Annotated in this window: 12 protein-coding genes; 9 read left to right on the top strand and 3 right to left on the bottom strand. The window is 61.6% G+C overall.

The genetic code is table 11. The features are described from left to right. The first annotated feature begins 21 nt into the window (after positions 1-21). The 4 genes from ATN38_RS10120 (at position 22) to ATN38_RS10105 (ending at position 4,672) form a co-directional block, all read left to right on the top strand. Positions 22-1,389 (top strand): NAD(P)/FAD-dependent oxidoreductase, encoded by a 1,368-nt coding sequence (locus tag ATN38_RS10120; RefSeq protein WP_003942969.1) that lies wholly within the window; start codon positions 22-24, stop codon positions 1,387-1,389. Between the two features lie 49 nt (positions 1,390-1,438). After that, on the top strand, positions 1,439-2,191 hold the full coding sequence (locus ATN38_RS10115; protein ID WP_003943227.1) for an IclR family transcriptional regulator: 753 nt from the start codon (positions 1,439-1,441) through the stop codon (positions 2,189-2,191). A 98-nt stretch (positions 2,192-2,289) separates the two neighbouring features. Further along, positions 2,290-3,480 (top strand): 4-hydroxybenzoate 3-monooxygenase, encoded by a 1,191-nt coding sequence (locus ATN38_RS10110; RefSeq protein WP_162114096.1) that lies wholly within the window; start codon positions 2,290-2,292, stop codon positions 3,478-3,480. A 322-nt stretch (positions 3,481-3,802) separates the two neighbouring features. Continuing rightward, entirely contained in the window at positions 3,803-4,672 is an 870-nt protein-coding gene (locus tag ATN38_RS10105) for a TIGR03619 family F420-dependent LLM class oxidoreductase (RefSeq protein WP_218747914.1), read from the top strand. A 44-nt stretch (positions 4,673-4,716) separates the two neighbouring features. Here ATN38_RS10105 and ATN38_RS10100 read toward each other — a convergent pair whose 3' ends face one another. Together ATN38_RS10100 and ATN38_RS10095 are read right to left on the bottom strand one after the other, a co-directional pair. Beyond that, entirely contained in the window at positions 4,717-6,039 is a 1,323-nt protein-coding gene (locus ATN38_RS10100) for a ClC family H(+)/Cl(-) exchange transporter (protein WP_218747912.1), read from the bottom strand. 114 nt (positions 6,040-6,153) lie between these two features. Continuing rightward, complete coding sequence (locus ATN38_RS10095) at positions 6,154-6,774, bottom strand: LysE/ArgO family amino acid transporter (protein WP_003943198.1); 621 nt, start codon at positions 6,772-6,774, stop codon at positions 6,154-6,156. 75 nt (positions 6,775-6,849) lie between these two features. On the opposite strand from ATN38_RS10095, the gene ATN38_RS10090 reads away from it, so the two are divergent. The 5 genes from ATN38_RS10090 to ATN38_RS10070 all read left to right on the top strand — a co-directional run bounded on the left by ATN38_RS10090 (position 6,850) and on the right by ATN38_RS10070 (position 14,052). Further along, complete coding sequence (locus ATN38_RS10090) at positions 6,850-7,743, top strand: LysR family transcriptional regulator ArgP (protein WP_003943053.1); 894 nt, start codon at positions 6,850-6,852, stop codon at positions 7,741-7,743. A 148-nt stretch (positions 7,744-7,891) separates the two neighbouring features. Beyond that, positions 7,892-9,364, top strand: coding sequence for a class I adenylate-forming enzyme family protein (locus tag ATN38_RS10085; RefSeq protein ID WP_054826947.1), 1,473 nt, complete (start codon positions 7,892-7,894; stop codon positions 9,362-9,364). A gap of 85 nt (positions 9,365-9,449) precedes the next feature. Beyond that, entirely contained in the window at positions 9,450-11,297 is a 1,848-nt protein-coding gene (locus ATN38_RS10080; RefSeq protein ID WP_218747910.1) for a DUF3556 domain-containing protein, read from the top strand. Beyond that, positions 11,294-12,727, top strand: a complete 1,434-nt coding sequence (locus ATN38_RS10075) for an NAD(P)/FAD-dependent oxidoreductase (RefSeq protein ID WP_030536102.1) — start codon at positions 11,294-11,296, stop codon at positions 12,725-12,727. Before ATN38_RS10080 ends, ATN38_RS10075 begins: the two co-directional genes overlap by 4 nt. Positions 12,728-12,762: 35 nt before the next feature. After that, positions 12,763-14,052, top strand: a complete 1,290-nt coding sequence (locus ATN38_RS10070; RefSeq protein ID WP_064075023.1) for a CdaR family transcriptional regulator — start codon at positions 12,763-12,765, stop codon at positions 14,050-14,052. Positions 14,053-14,159: 107 nt separating this feature from the next. On the opposite strand, the gene ATN38_RS10065 is transcribed toward ATN38_RS10070, so the two are convergent. Beyond that, the gene (locus ATN38_RS10065; protein ID WP_218747908.1) at positions 14,160-15,464 is read right to left on the bottom strand and encodes an HNH endonuclease signature motif containing protein; all 1,305 of its coding nucleotides are present in this window, start codon (positions 15,462-15,464) and stop codon (positions 14,160-14,162) included. Positions 15,465-15,471 lie beyond the last annotated feature (7 nt).

Below are 15,471 nucleotides of genomic sequence, written 5' to 3'. Positions count from 1 at the left end.
ATTTGGTTGAGGAGATTTGTTGTGGATAGAACAGCTGCGGGTCGCGCTGACATCGACGCGACTGGACACGAGCAGACTCAGGTAGTCATCGTCGGTTCGGGATTCGGAGCCCTCGCCGCGGCCAAGACCCTCGCGAAGTCCAAGACGCCGTTCGTCCTCATCTCCGCCACCACCGAGCACCTCTTCCAGCCGCTGCTCTACCAGGTGGCGACGGGCGTTCTGTCGGCAGGCGAAGTTGCTCCGCCCATCCGCACGATCCTGCAGAAGTACCCCAACGCCGACGTGCGTCTCGGTCGCGTCGTCGAGGTCAACGCCGAAGAGAACACCGTCGTCTACGAGGCTTCAGGCACCCGCCACACTCTCGGATACCGCTCGCTCATCGCAGCCACCGGTGCCACCCAGGCGTACTTCGGTCATGACGAGTTCGAAAAGGTCACCTACAAGCTCAAGACCGTCGAGGATGCCGAGGTCCTGCGTAAGCAGATCCTGCGTTGCTTCGAAGAGGCTCACACCACCAACGACGCGCTGGTTCGCCGCAACCTGCTCAGCTTCGTTGTCGTCGGTGCAGGCGCGACCGGCGTCGAGCTCGCCGGACAGATCAAGGAACTGGCGCGTCGCTACTTCGCCAAGTCCATCAACAACATCAGCGCCGACGAGGTCACGGTCACCATGGTCGAGGGCGCGGGCGTTGCGCTTCCGGCCTTCGGCGGCAAGCTCAGTGAGTACACACAGGCCTCGCTCGAGAAGTCGGGTGTCGAGGTTGTTCTCAACACCATGGTCACCGCCATCGACGAGCACGGTGTCACCGTCTCTTCGGCAAAGACCAAGGAAGAGAAGCGCATCGACGCCGAGACCGTCATCTGGTCGGCCGGTGTTCGCGCCAACGACTTCGCAGCAGTGCTCGGCGAGGCGACCGGTTGTGAGAGTGACCGTGCAGGTCGTCTGCTCATCAATCCGGACTTGACCGTCGGCGGGTTTGCCAACGTCTTTGCCATCGGCGACATGACTTCGCTGAACGGTCTGCCGGGTCAGTCGCCCGTTGCAATGCAGGGTGGACGTCACGCAGCGAAGACTGTGAACGGAAAGGTCAAGGCCGGAACGCCTTTCAAATACTTCGACAAGGGCAGCATGTCGATCATCAGCCGATTCAGCGCTGTGTGTCGCGTCCGCAAGGTCGAGTTCAAGGGCACGATCGCCTGGTTCATGTGGCTGGCCGTGCACGTGATGTATCTGGTGGGCTTCCGCAACCGGTATGTCGCTGTGATGTCGTGGTTCGGTTCGTTCATCGGTCACCGTCGTCCGCACTTCCACTACGCGCAGGAGCCGATGAAGATCGAGGCCACGCCGCCGGTGACCGAACGCGAACCGGAATTGGCGCACTCCGCGTAGCTCCGCACCGCCTGAACACGTTTCGCCTGATGTCAGTCACACTGTGTGAATGGCATCAGGCGAGCGTTCGTTGATCGGCCGGGCATTTATCGTGCTCGGTGCCTTCGACGCGAAATCGCCGCGGTTGACGCAGTCGGAGATCAGTCGTCGCAGCGGTTTGCCTCTGCCCACCGTCCACCGACTGTGTGGGCAGTTGGTGGCTGAGGGCGCACTCGAGCGTCGGAGTGACGGCAAGTACCAGGTCGGAGTCCGGTTGTGGGAGATCGGCGCTCTTGCTCCCGGCGCTCACGGCCTACGGCAGGTGGCGTTGCCGTTCCTCGAGGACCTGTACGAGGTCACCCGAGAGAACGTGCAGTTGGTCGTTCGTGAGGGCACCGAGGCTCTGTACCTCGAGCGCTTGTCCTCGCGTAGCGCCGTCACCGTGGTCGGCCGTGCCGGCGGAAGATTGCCGTTGCACGCGTCCAGCGGTGGATTGATTCTCCTCGCGCACGGCGGAACCGAGCTTCTCGACGACGTCCTTCGCGCCGGCCTCGAGTCGTTCACTCCCAAAACCATTACTTCCGAGCGGATTTTGCGAGCAACTCTCGACGAGATCAGGCGCGCCGGATTCGTGGTCTGTCGCGAGTATCTGAACGTCGGAACCCTTGCCGTCGCCGCTCCTGTCCGCGAAGCCGGGGGCAGTGTCGTGGCAGCGGTCTCGACAGTTGTTCCGGTGGAGCAGGATCCGGCTCCTTTACTGCCCGCGTTGGTCGCGGCCGCCCGTGGAATATCACGCGGGCTTGGTAGCGGTGGGTTTCGATAGCTCGTTTCGGTCTTTCACTGAGTGAAATTGCAGCTGTTCAGAGGAGTGATCGTGGTCGAGGGTGGTCTCAATCGTCACTCACCTCAGGAGCTCTTTGTATGTCTTCTTCACGCACCCAGGTCGGAATCGTCGGTGGTGGTCCCGCCGGGTTGATGCTCTCGCATCTGTTGCATCTGAAGGGAATCGATTCGGTTGTCCTGGAATGCCGCACCCGCGAAGAGGTAGAAGGCACCATTCGTGCCGGCGTGCTCGAACAGAACACGGTTGATCTCATGGTCGAGACCGGACTCGGTGATCGACTGAAGCGGGAGGGCCTCGAACATCACGGAATCGAGTTGCGATTCGGTGGACGAGGGCACCGAATCGCGTTCGACGAACTGACCGACGGGCGAGCAGTCACGGTGTATCCGCAACACGAGGTGCTCAAGGATCTGATCGCGCGGCGTCTCGCTGACGGCGGGGACATTCGATTCGGAGTGTCCGACGCGCAAGTACACGATCACGAATCGGATCGCCCGAGTATCACTTTTGTCGACTCGGACGGAAATGATCAGAAGCTCGAGTGCGCCCTGGTGGCCGGTTGCGACGGTTCACGCACCGGAACGCGAAAGCTGATTCCCGAACCGTCGATCCGAACGGATCATTTCCGCCAGTATCCCTTCGCGTGGTTCGGCATCCTGGCCGAGGCGCCGCCGTCGTCCGAAGAACTGATCTACGCCAACCATGAGCGCGGGTTTGCACTGATCAGCACACGGACGCCCGAGGTACAGCGTCATTACCTTCAGGTCGATCCGGACGACTCCGTGGACAACTGGTCCGACGATCGAATCTGGGACGAGCTGCACATGCGCGTCGACGGTGAGGGGGCGGAGATCAAGGACGGCAAGATCTTTCAGAAGTCGATCCTCCAGTTCCGCAGCTTCGTGTGTGAGCCGATGCAGCACGGCAACCTGTTTCTTGCCGGGGATGCGGCGCACACCGTGCCGCCGACCGGCGCGAAGGGAATGAATCTCGCGATCGCCGACGTCTACGCACTGGCGAAGGCAATGGACGGTTTCTTCACCTCGTCCGAACGAAAGATGCTGGACGGGTACACCGAAACGGTGTTGCCGCGTGTGTGGCGGACGCAGCACTTCTCGTGGTGGATGTCGTCGATGCTCCATCGCTTGCCAGACGACAGCGGTTTCGGGCATCGCCGACAGTTGGCCGAGTTGGACATGGTCACGCGTTCCGTGGCGGGACGAACGCTGATCGCCGAGAACTACGTCGGAACTCCCTTGCATCAGTAGGCCGATTCGCAGGTTGCACGGTGCGAAATCAGGGGGAGTGGGGTGCCAGGTGTCACCAGGACCCCGAAGTTCTTGGTATGTGTCCGCCTGGCGGGAAGCCGCCGAGCCGAAGTAGCGGGAGCTTTGTAACCTCGAACACGTCCTTGTCCAACCGAGGGTGGCTGATGCTTCGACCGCACTGCGGGGGAGTTGTCGTATGACTGAGCGTTGCAAGAAGTGACTGTTCAGGATCCACTGTCTCCCAAGCCGATCGGTGCGAACCGACTTCGAGCTCATCGAGGCACTTCAGTCGCTCCGGTCAACTGAACAGAGGGATCTTCCGATGAAGTTCAGCCTCGCCGTGGCGATGATTCCCCTCTCTCAACTCGTTGCACTTGCGAAAGTGGCCGAAGAATGCGGCTTTTCTTCGATCACGATGCCCGACTCACTGTTCTTTCCCGAGCGGGGCGCTACCGGGTATCCGTATACCGCTGACGGTGTGCGGATGTGGGACGCGAAGACACCATTTGTAGACCCCATGATTGCCGCGGCCTTCATGGGACCCGGAACGTCGAAGATTCGCTTTTATCCGCAGGTGCTCGAGCTCAGCTCACGCAATCCTCTGCTGCTGGCAAGCCAGGTGGGGTCGGTCGCGAATCTGACAGGAGGCCGCTTCGGTCTCGGGGTCGGTGTGGGCTGGGCGCCAGAGGAATTCGAGTGGTGCGGCGCTTCCCCCAAGGATCGAGGCCCGCGAGTCGACGAGATGCTCGAGGTACTGCGACTGGTTCTAGGCGGCGGTATGGTCGAACATCACGGCAAGTTCTTCGACTTCGACAGGCTGCAGATGAGCCCGGCGCCGGTCGATCCCGTCCCCATCTACATCGGAGGACATTCCGCGGCCGCATTGCGCCGTGCAGCGCGAGTGGGTGACGGTTGGACCTCGGCTACAGTCTCTTTCGCTGATCTGCAAGCTCTCATCGCGAGGATCGGCGTCCTGCGGGTCGAGTACGGGCGCGCCGAGTCCCCGTTCGAAATTCAGGCCGTCTGCGCCGATCGCTTCGGTCTCGACGGCTCCTTGGAACTGGCCGATAGCGGAGTGACGGAATCGATCGTCATTCCTTGGGTCATGTACGGCCTCGGGTTCGACTGCGACCTGGAAGCGAAGAAAGATGCGGTACGCAGGTTCTCCGAGGAAGTCATCTGCAAATTCTGAAATTCACATAGCGCGCCCGTGCAGCAATGACCCGTGTGCGGGGATCAATCCGTATGCGGGCGTTGCGGCTCCAACATCCGTTCGCGCAGACTGTCGTAGATAGGTGCCGACCCTGCCGACGTGGTGACGAATACCGCTGCCGCAGTGGCAGCGAGCATCGGGACCAGCGTCGACGTCACCGCGGTCATTTCGACCACGATCACGATGCCGGTGAACGGTGCGCGTACTACGGCGCCGAAGAAGGCAGCCATACCGACGGTGGCCATGGTGACCGTGAGCCCGGCGTCCACTCCGGGCACGAAGCTCGACAGTCCGGTGAAGATCGACCCCCAGAGCGCGCCGAGAGCGAGTAAGGGAGCGAACAGTCCGCCGGGAGTTCCAGCGGCATACGAGAGCGGGCCGGTGAAGAACCGAACCACCAAGTACAGCAGCAGGATCGGCAGTACGAAGGTCCTTCCGCCGACGATCATCTGTGCAAGAACGTCGCCGCCCCCACTGGCCAACGGGTCGAGGAACAGCGTCAGGCCGATAACGGCGCCGATCGTTGCGCCGATGACAGTCGGTGGGATCTTGTCGAGCCGTGCCACGATGTCGAGTAGTCCTAGAATCAGGCGGTTGTACGCAATACCCAGTAGCCCCGTGAGGATTCCGAAGACGACGAACAGTGGCAAGAGTGCAAGTTGAGGTGTCGGGACGGTGCCGACCTCGAAATCGGGTTGATCACCGATGACGATCCGTGCACAGCCCACCGCCACTGAAACACCGAAAAGCGTTGGCAGCACGGTGCGCAGCCGGAACGAGTGCGTCACCTCCTCGCAGACGAACAGTGCCCCCGCGATCGGCGCGTTGAATGCGACAGCGAGACCTGCTCCGGCCGCGGATGTTTGCAGCATGGCGACGTCGGGTTCGGTGAGGCGGGCTCGCCGTCCCGCTTCTGCTCCGATCGCCGCACCCATGTGTACGGTGGGGCCTTCACGGCCGAGAACCAGACCGGAGCCGATCGCCAAGAGGCCGCCGATGAATCTGGCGGGCACGAGATTGATTCCCGGCGGTTTCGCTTCACCGCGGGACACCGCCTCGACGTGCTGGATGCCGCTTCCCTTTGCGAGGGGCACTCGTCTGACGATCAGTACGGCAATTACGGTGCACAGGGCCACCAGGAGGACCGGCACGAGCCACCCGACGTACGGAACGTGATGCGCCCAGTTCACGATCGCCTGACGAAGTTCGTCGGCCCTGATCAGACACCAACGGAACGCGCCGCCGACAAATCCGACCCCGACGCCGGCGACCGCAGCGAGTAGACACAGCAAACCCAGTCCGCGGTTGGAGTCACGCGGTTCGGTGCCGCCATCGTCCTCGGTCATCGTGATCAGCCCTACCTGATGGTCACAACTCGCGACAGGTGAATTGAGCTTCCTCACCTTGGACGGTAACCCATCGCGCTACCCGCAGGGTCGGATCGAGGTTGTGCAGCCTGGTCACAATTCGACAAGCAGGCTGATTCCGAGAACCGCCATCATCACGGCGATCAGAGCATCGAGAACCCGCCAGGCGTTGGGTTTCGCAAAAAGCGGCGTCAGCAGACGTGCGCCGTAACCGAGGGCGCCGAACCAGACCACACTTGCCGTGATGGCACCGGCGGCAAACCACCAACGTCCGATCTCGCCGCGACCGTTGGCGATGGAACCCATGAGCACGACGGTGTCGAGGTACACGTGTGGATTGAGCCAGGTGAGAGCCAATGCCATCGTGACGGCGGCAAGCCTCGACCCGTTGCCATGTCGATCCGGTGCCAACGTCTGGGGGTGAAGTGCCCGCTTGGCGGCGAAGAGCGAATAGCTGAGGAGGAAAACGGCGCCGGCGATACGAACGAACGTGATCATCGACGGTGCGTGTTCGAGGAGGGTCCCGATTCCGCTGACGCCCGCGAGGATGAGAATTGCGTCTGACAACGCGCACACTGCGACGATCGGGAGTACGTGCGATCGCGTCAGGCCTTGACGAAGAACAAACGCATTCTGGGCGCCGATTGCGACGATCAAAGACAGTCCGACCCCGAAACCGACGAGGGCCGACGCAGGGTCGTTGGTGCTGAGCATGTCGTCGAGCCTGCCGCTCGGATTTCAGTCAGTCCAGCTAATGATTCTTAGGATGCATCAGAGTAGCTTCAGATTATGTTGGATTTCGAGCAACTGAGGGCATTGCACGCCGCGGTCGACGAGGGAACCTTCGAGGCGGCGGCGCGGAAGTTACACATCACGCCTTCGGCGGTCAGCCAACGAATCAAAGGTCTCGAGACCTCGGTTGGCCGGATCCTGGTGCAGCGCACCAAGCCCATCCGGGTCACCGATTCGGGGAGAGAAGTCCTGCGTCTTGCACGTCAGATAGACGCTTTGTCGCGTGACACCGTGCGAGAGCTCGGCCTTGAAAATGGTTCAGGGATGTTTGCACGTGTCTCGATCGCGGTCAATGCCGATTCGCTGTCCACCTGGGTTCTCGGGGCCCTCGCGGAGTTCACGCAAGAAGTCGGTTTCGATTTTCATCTCGACGATCAAGACCACACCACTGAACTACTGCGCGACGGTTCGGTCATGGCTGCCGTCACCTCTGTTGCGTCACCGATTCAAGGGTGTACCTCCAGCCGTTTGGGCATCATGCGGTATCGGCCGATGGCGAGTGCGGAGTTCTGCCGTCGTTGGTTCGCAGACGGTGTCACGGCCGAATCCCTTTCGGAGGCGCCGCTGGTTGTGTTCAATCGCAAGGATCTACTGCAGGATCGCTACCTCGATCAAAAGGTCGGCCACCCCGCCGATCCGCCCCGTCATCTTGTTCCTTCATCGGCAGACTTCGCGGACGCCGTCAGGCGGGGATACGGCTGGGGATTGATACCGGACCTGCAGCGCGGCGACGACGATCGCTCCGGCGTGCTGATCGGATTCGATCCGGACTTCGTGGACGATGTTCCGCTGTACTGGCAGCAGTGGAAACTGTCGTCACCTGTCTTGCGCCGGATCTCCGAGGTGGTGACCAGACGCGCCCACGAGGTGTTGCATCAGCCGTCGAGCTGATGTGCACCGCACGTGCGGTGTTGTGCTCGGGCGGTGTTGTGCTCAGGGAACAAAGAACCTGGACAAGTTGATCCCCTGGGACCGTTTCTTCGGCCGCAGGACGCCGATAGTGTTTTGAGTCACACACGAATGAAAGGTGCTGACTCTCGTGGCGAACATCGGATATCTGGCTTGGGATCTTGCAGAGAAGTACGGGCAGAAGCCGTGCTTGCGGGACGACCACGTCGAACTCACGTATGAAGAGTTCGCAGATCGCACGGAAGCTGTTGCCGCGCAATTGGCTGGACTCGGAATCGGCCTCGGTGACGTGGTGGCGATCATGCTGCCCAATCGCGTCGAGTTGCTGATCGCGATCATGGCTGCCTGGCGCATCGGTGCTGCCGCTACACCCATCAATCCGATGTTCACCGCGAACGAAGCGGACTACCAGATCGCGGACTCCGGGGCCGAGTTGGTCATCACCGCCACTGCCGACGCACCCTCGGGCGGCCGCGCAGTGTTGGCTGTCGAGGATCTGGCGACAGTGCCGCCGACCGATCCCCGACCCGGAATCGATGTTGCAGCAGACGATCTGGCGTTGCTCATCTACACCAGCGGCTCCACCGGACGGCCCAAGGGAGTGATGCTGACTCATGCCAACCTGCAGTTCATGGCTTCGTCGATGGGCAAGAACATCGGTGTTACCGGCGCGGATCACTGCCTGCTGATTCTGCCGCTGTTCCATGTCAACGCGATCTGCGTCAGCGTCTTGACGCCCTTACTTGTCGGCGGACAGGTGAGTGTCACCGGGAAGTTCTCGGTTTCGAGATTCTTCGACGACGTCGCGCGGCTTCGCCCCACGTATTTCTCGGCGGTGCCGGCAATCTACGCGATGCTGACCTCACAGCCGGAAGACCCTTCGATCGACACGTCGTCCTTGAGGTTTGCCGTGTGCGGTGCGGCGCCGATCAGCAAGGAACTCCTCGAACGCGCTGAGCAGCGTTTCGGTTTCGTGATCGTGGAAGGTTACGGACTCACCGAGGGGACCTGTGCATCGGCCTGCAATCCTGTGGACGGCGTGCGCAAACTCGGTACGGTCGGCCCGGCGTTGCCCGGCCAGCAGATTTCCATTCTTGCCGAGGACGGAACCTTTGCGCCCGCCGGGACTGCCGGAGAGGTGGTCATCAAGGGTGGCAACGTGATGCGTGGCTATCTGGGTAAGCCGGAGGAAACTGCGAAGACCGTCAAGGATGGTTGGTTGCATACCGGTGACGTCGGAGTCCTCGACGAGGACGGCTACCTGACCCTGGTCGATCGCATCAAGGACATGATCATCCGTGGGGGAGAGAACATCTACCCCAAGGAGATCGAAAACTCGCTCGCTACACACCCTTCCGTGCTCGAGGCAGCCGTCATCGGCGCTCCGCACCAGGTCTACGGAGAGGTGCCAGTTGCCTATGTTGTCGCCTACCCCGATGCGCCCGTCACCGAAGACGAACTGCTCGAACATGTCACGGCCTTGCTCACCCGAGTAAAGGTGCCAGTGGCGATCTACGTCGTCGATGCGCTTCCCCGAAACCCGGTGGGCAAGATCGACAAACCTGGAATGAGACGAGCTCTGAGCGCAACTCCCGCTCACTAGTCACTTCCCCGTAGTACCAGCACAACTCGACGACGTCCGTCGAGTCGATCCGTCATGCCCACATTCCGTATTTCAGGAGCAAATCATGGGATTCAAAGAAGGAAACTTCCCTCCCGTCGATCCGGCAACGTTCATGGACAAGCCGTTTCTCGAGCGTCTGCGTGACATGTCCACGCACTGGGTGGATTACGGCTTCGGTACGCCGAAGATGGTCCACACCGTCTACATCATGAAACTGTTGTTCCTCTACCTGGCAGCTGGAACAGCCGTTGCCACTTTGACTTCCGGCCTCTCGTGGTTCGACATCGGATCGTGGTGGAACCAGCCGATCGTCTACCAGAAACTCATCATCTGGACGATGATGCTCGAGATGCTGGGCTTGGCAGGATCCTGGGGACCGCTCGCCGGCCACTTCAAGCCGATGACCGGTGGAGTTCTCTACTGGCTCCGCCCCGGCACGATTCGTCTGCCACCGTGGCCGGGCAAAGTGCCGCTCACCTCGGGTGACACCCGCACGGTGTTCGACGTCTTCATCTATGTCGCCGCAGTCGCCAATCTCCTTGTTGCCGCTGTTCTCCCCGGTGTTCACACCACAGGAATCGACTCGGCAATCGCTGACAATGCCGGACTGGTGCGCCCGACGGTCTTGTACTCCTTCCTGGTACTCATGGTGATTCTCGGGTTGCGGGACAAGGTGCCCTTCATCGCTGCCCGTAGTGAGCAGTACCTGCCGGCGATCTTCTTCTTCACATTCCTGCCGTTCGTCGACATGATCCTGGCGCTCAAACTGCTGATCGTCATGGTGTGGATCGGTGCCGGTGTCTCGAAGTTCGGTCGCCATTTCTCGCTGGTGGTTCCTCCGATGCTCAGCAATACCCCGTGGATCCCGTCGAAGAAGATCAAGCGCGCCCACTACCGGAATTTCCCGGAGGATCTGCGGCCTTCACACCTGGGCGGCGGCGTCGCACACGTGGCCGGAACGATGGTCGAAATCGTCACCCCGTTGATACTGCTGTTCTCGACGAACAAAACCCTCACGATCCTCGCCGTGATCCTCATGGTCGGATTCCATCTGTTCATCGCGTCGACCTTCCCGCTTGCCGTCCCACTCGAATGGAATCTTCTGTTCGCCTACGCCTCGGTCTTCCTGTTCCTGGGATTCCCGGCATGGGACGGCTACGGACTCGGCGCCATGTCCTCACCGTGGATTACCGCGGGAATTGTTGCAGCCCTTGCCTTCTTCCCCATTCTCGGAAACCTTCGACCCGATCTGGTGTCCTTCCTGCCGTCGATGCGCCAGTACGCCGGCAACTGGGCATCCGCGACGTGGGCATTCGCGCCGGGCGCTGAAGCCAAGATCGACCAGTTCATCAAGCGTCCGTCGCCGGATACGCGCAATCAGTTGATGACGATGTACCCCGAAGATGTGTCCGATGTCGTTCTGCATCAGCTGTTGGGCTGGCGTTCCATGCACAGCCAGGGGCGTGCGCTGTTCTCTCTGATGATCAGGCACCTCGGCGACGACATCAACACGTACTCACTGCGGGAAGCAGAGTTCATGTGCAACTCCATCGTCGCCTTCAACTTCGGTGACGGGCACCTGCACGACGCGAAGTTGATCGCAGCCATTCAGCGTCGCTGCAATTTCGCACCCGGTGAGTTCCTGGTGACCTGGATCGAATCGCAGTCCATCCACAAGGGAACGCAGGAGTACCAGGTGATCGATGCCGCTCTCGGTGTCATCGAACGAGGTACTTTCAAGGTCGCCGACGCAGTCGCCGAACAGCCGTGGTTGCCGAACGGGCCCATTCCGTTCGACGTTCAGTGGACACTGGACGTACGGGCCGACCGCGCGGCAACGGATCCGCAGGTTGTCTCCGAACCGAAGATGCGTACGAGGGTCAGCGGTAGCGAGCAAGAGGTGAGTAAGTGACAAAGGCCGTAGTCGTCGGCAGCGGGCCCAATGGGCTCGCTGCCGCGGTACACCTCGCACGTAGCGGTGTGGACGTGCAGGTGCTCGAGGCTGCCGACCAGATCGGCGGAGGCACCCGCTCCGGTCCGATCGACGTGCCGGGGTTGATCCATGATCACTGCTCGGCGTTTCACCCGATGGGTATCGGCTCGCCGTACCTGTCCAAGCTGGACCTCGAGCGATACGGGCTGATCTGGAGATGGGCAGAGGTGGACTGCGCGCATCCGCTCGACAACGGGGACGCCGGGGTTCTGTACCGCTCGCTGGAGCAGACGGCTGCGGGACTCGGCGCTGACGGGCCTCGATGGCAACGCATGTTCGGTGACTTGTCGACTGGGTTCGATGCGCTGGCGTCCGATCTGATGCGCCCGATCGTCAATGTTCCGCACCATCCGCTGCGGCTCGCAGCTTTCGGTCCGCGAGCGCTGCTTCCGGCAACGGTGACCGCCAAACTGTGGAAGACGGACAAGGGGAAGGCGCTGTTCGGCGGGGTTGCCGCACACGCCTTCTATCCACTCAACCGTCCGGCCACCTCGGCGGTGGGATTGATGATCACTGCTGCTGGTCACCGCTACGGTTGGCCGGTTGCCGAGGGAGGTTCGCGGTCGATCACCGACGCGATGGCTGCGATGCTCCTCGATCACGGCGGCAAGATCGACACCGGCGTTCGGGTTCGTACGGCCTCCGAGATTCCGGACGCCGATGTTGTTCTGCTGGATGTCAATCCGGGGGGTGCGCTCGAAATTCTGGGCGATCGACTCCCTGGCCGAGTGGCGAGGGCCTATCGAAAGTTCAAGCAGGCTCCCGGAGCATTCAAGGTCGATTTTGCGATCGAAGGTCATGTGCCGTGGACCAATCCGGACTGTGCTCGGGCCGGAACTGTCCATCTGGCAGGTGGTTTCGACGAAATCGTGGCCGCTGAGCGTGAGACGAATTCAGGCCGCATGCCGGACCGGCCGTTCGTGCTGCTAGGTCAGCAATACCTGGCTGATCCCACCCGATCTGCCGGGAACGTTCATCCGCTGTATGCCTATGCGCACGTGCCTCACGGTTACGCCGGCGACGCTACGGAGGCGATCATCCGTCAGATCGAGAGGTTTGCGCCAGGATTCCGGGAGCAGATCGTCGCGACGTCGAGCAGTGGTACAGCTGACCTGGCAGAGGACAATCCGAATCAGGTAGGCGGCGACATCATCGGAGGTGCCAACACCGAACTGCAGGTTGTCTTGCGTCCGCGCGTCGCAGTCGATCCGTACAGCACGGGGATCGCGGGCACTTACCTGTGCTCGGCCTCGACCCCGCCGGGTGCCGGAGCACATGGAATGTGCGGGTACAACGCAGCCGAATCGGCTCTGAAGTACCTGCGACGAAAGGGTGCGGAAGTTCTGTGAGTAGTCCATCGCACAAGGAGCGAGGCGCCGGTGCGATGCGGCGCCTCGCCCGAGTGCCTGCAGCCGCGGAGCCGGAAGTGCTTGCGGTGGTTGCCGAGTTGGCACGACGACTCGACGAGCGCAGCGCCGACATCGCGCGTGAGATGGCCTTCATGATGGCTCACGAAATCGACCAATTGGATGCAGACGCCAAATTGCTCGAAATGCTCGAGGCCAGCGTGCAGGGAAACATCACGACGATCATCCACGTATTGGCCAACGACATTCCGATCGATCATCTCCAACCCACCACTGCTGCAGTGGAATACGCGCTGCGTCTGGCGCAGCGGGATGTCCCGTCCAACTCCCTTGTCCGGGCCTATCACATGGGCCAAGGCGATCTGATGCGGATCTGTCACGACGAGATCAGCACACTGGATATTCCGGCGCGACTCACTTTGGCTGTCCTGAAACACACTTCGGACGTGGTCTACAGCTACATCGACTGGATCACGCTCTACGTCTTCGACGCGTACGAGCGGGAACGCAGTCGATGGATGGCAGCGCAGGGAAACCTCCATTCGGCCGCAATCCACGCCCTCCTGTCCGGCACCAACGCAGATACCGCTGCTTTCGAAGCGGAGACCGGGTACCGCCTCGGTCAGAACCACGTCGCCCTGGTGGTCTGGTCGACGTGGGATGCCGACGTCATGGGCATCAATACGCTGGACCGACTCGTACGTGATCTCGGCGCAGCGGCGGGAGCGGACAAGCCGCCGATCATCACCGCCATCGATCGACGCACGGTGTGGGCGTGGCTGCCGTTCGGTCGCCGGGTGCCTGCGCCGGATCCGGAGTTTCTCGCGGCGGCAGTGCCGTTGGACGGCGGGGCGCGGGTGGCAATCGGACTGCCGGGGTCAGGGGTCGACGGTTTCAAACGGTCCCACGAACAGGCAACCGCCGCCTATTCGGTTGCTGCCGTCCCGGATACACCGCAGCGACCTGTGGTGAGCTTCGGAGACCGCGGCGTCGCTGTGGTCTCACTTCTGTCCGAGAACATCGATTCGACGAAGTCATGGGTCTGGGAGGTGCTTGGCCCGTTGGCGGAAGATACGCCCTCTGCTGCATCCTTGCGGACGACGTTGAGTGTGTACTTTGCACATGGTGAAAGTCATCTGCACACTGCCAATCACATGAATCTGCACCGGAATACGGTGAAGTATCGCATCAACAAGGCGCTCGGCGATCCAGTTGCTGCCGGCCGAGACAAGTTGGATCTTGCTCTGGCCCTGCAGGTTTGTGAGTTGTTGGGTAGATCGGTCTTGCGCCCCGCGCGAACGTCGTGAGTTGTGGAAAGTTGTGGACGCGACACGGCCTGTGGGCTCCGTATCGGGGTTTGATGTCCGATGCGGAGCCTGGCCGTGTTCTGTTGTCGCCAAAGAGGTTTGACCCCTCAGGTTTTGAAGGTGGTGTTCGCGGGCCGTGGGTGCTGGCCGGGGTCGATCGAGGGCGGCGGGACGAACCAGGGTTTGTTGTCGGCGCCGATTCGGATTTCCCATTTGCCGACGAACCCTGATTTCCGGTGCATCAGTCGGTGATGTGAACGGCACAGCAGGACAAGGTTGTTCATCACCGTCGGGCCACCGTTGGCCCAGTGCCGGATATGGTGCGCATCCGTCCAGGCAGGCACACATGAACACCCCGGGAACGCGCAGCCCCTGTCTCGGGCGATCAACGCCACTCGCTGTTCGGGGGTGACCAATCGTTTTCCGGGTTTCGCATCGAGCGGTGCGCCGTGATCGTCGAGCAGAACCGTGGACAGGAAACAATCACACCCGAGAAGCCTGGTCTGCGACACCGACAGCGGTCCGAGCCAGGGCATGTGCCCGACATCGAGATCCGATACAGCCATTCCGTCATCAGCAGTGGAGGGTGTCGCGGCGCAGTCCCGATGCTCAGCGAGATCCCGAGCGTTGATGTGCACGTTCACGTGCGGACGCTGCCCACCATCGGTACCGGTCTTGGCGCAGTCGAGGTACCGGCGGATCAGTTCGGTGAACCCGTCCGCCGTGCGTTTCGCCGCCGACCGAGAATCCGGAGTCCCGTCCGGTGCCGGGGTCGGCATCGTCAGATTCGACAACGCCGACAGCAGCATTTCACCGGTGAGAGCGTCGAAATCCCCACGCACCACCACCCGACCGTTCAGTGTCGAGGCGATCCGCAACTCATTGAGATCGACATCCTCGGCGGGCGGGATCTCATCGGACTCGAACAACCGCTCCAAGGTCGCGATCACGTTCCGCACCTTCGTCGTCGTCGCCTCCACACCCGACGCAGCAGCCAACAACAAATCGATACAGCGAGGGAGCGCCTCCTCCGGCATGCCTTTCGGTGGTGACTCGCAGAACGCCACGATCAACACGGCATGATCGAACGAGCAGTCCCCGCCATCGAACCGAGCCGCCACCGCCGGAAACGGCCGCAAAGCAGCACCCAACGCGGCGATCTTCTTCCCGTCCCGAACCTGCAGCATCGTGTTGGCCGCCAACCAGGACCCCACTCCGCGGCTGGCAATCACCTGATCATCCGGCCGCAACGACAACTCGTCCACCACGGCCACACGAACGGCTTCCAGGCGCAGAATCTCCGCACTCGCCTCGACAGCAGCCTCACGCAACTCGGCAGCAGTCAACCGCCACAACCGTCCGCGTAACCCCACCGCAGAACCCGACACCACGTCCGACAACAAGACACTCATTGAATCC

The organism is Rhodococcus sp. FH8 (genome assembly GCF_019266085.1).
GTDB lineage: Bacteria > Actinomycetota > Actinomycetes > Mycobacteriales > Mycobacteriaceae > Rhodococcus_F > Rhodococcus_F qingshengii.
Note: the sequence above shows the minus strand (reverse complement) of the source record. Positions and strands in the feature narration are given on the sequence as shown.

What these genes read in the sequence shown, in the direction of transcription:
- ATN38_RS10115 (WP_003943227.1), top strand. Translation starts at nt 1,439, where the DNA reads ATGGCATCAGGCGAGCGTTCGTTGATCGGCCGGGCATTTATCGTGCTC.
- ATN38_RS10110 (WP_162114096.1), top strand. Translation starts at nt 2,290, where the DNA reads ATGTCTTCTTCACGCACCCAGGTCGGAATCGTCGGTGGTGGTCCCGCC.
- ATN38_RS10105 (WP_218747914.1), top strand. Translation starts at nt 3,803, where the DNA reads ATGAAGTTCAGCCTCGCCGTGGCGATGATTCCCCTCTCTCAACTCGTT.
- ATN38_RS10100 (WP_218747912.1), bottom strand. Translation starts at nt 6,039, where the DNA reads ATGACCGAGGACGATGGCGGCACCGAACCGCGTGACTCCAACCGCGGA.
- ATN38_RS10095 (WP_003943198.1), bottom strand. Translation starts at nt 6,774, where the DNA reads ATGCTCAGCACCAACGACCCTGCGTCGGCCCTCGTCGGTTTCGGGGTC.
- ATN38_RS10090 (WP_003943053.1), top strand. Translation starts at nt 6,850, where the DNA reads ATGTTGGATTTCGAGCAACTGAGGGCATTGCACGCCGCGGTCGACGAG.
- ATN38_RS10080 (WP_218747910.1), top strand. Translation starts at nt 9,450, where the DNA reads ATGGGATTCAAAGAAGGAAACTTCCCTCCCGTCGATCCGGCAACGTTC.
- ATN38_RS10070 (WP_064075023.1), top strand. Translation starts at nt 12,763, where the DNA reads ATGCGGCGCCTCGCCCGAGTGCCTGCAGCCGCGGAGCCGGAAGTGCTT.
- ATN38_RS10065 (WP_218747908.1), bottom strand. Translation starts at nt 15,464, where the DNA reads ATGAGTGTCTTGTTGTCGGACGTGGTGTCGGGTTCTGCGGTGGGGTTA.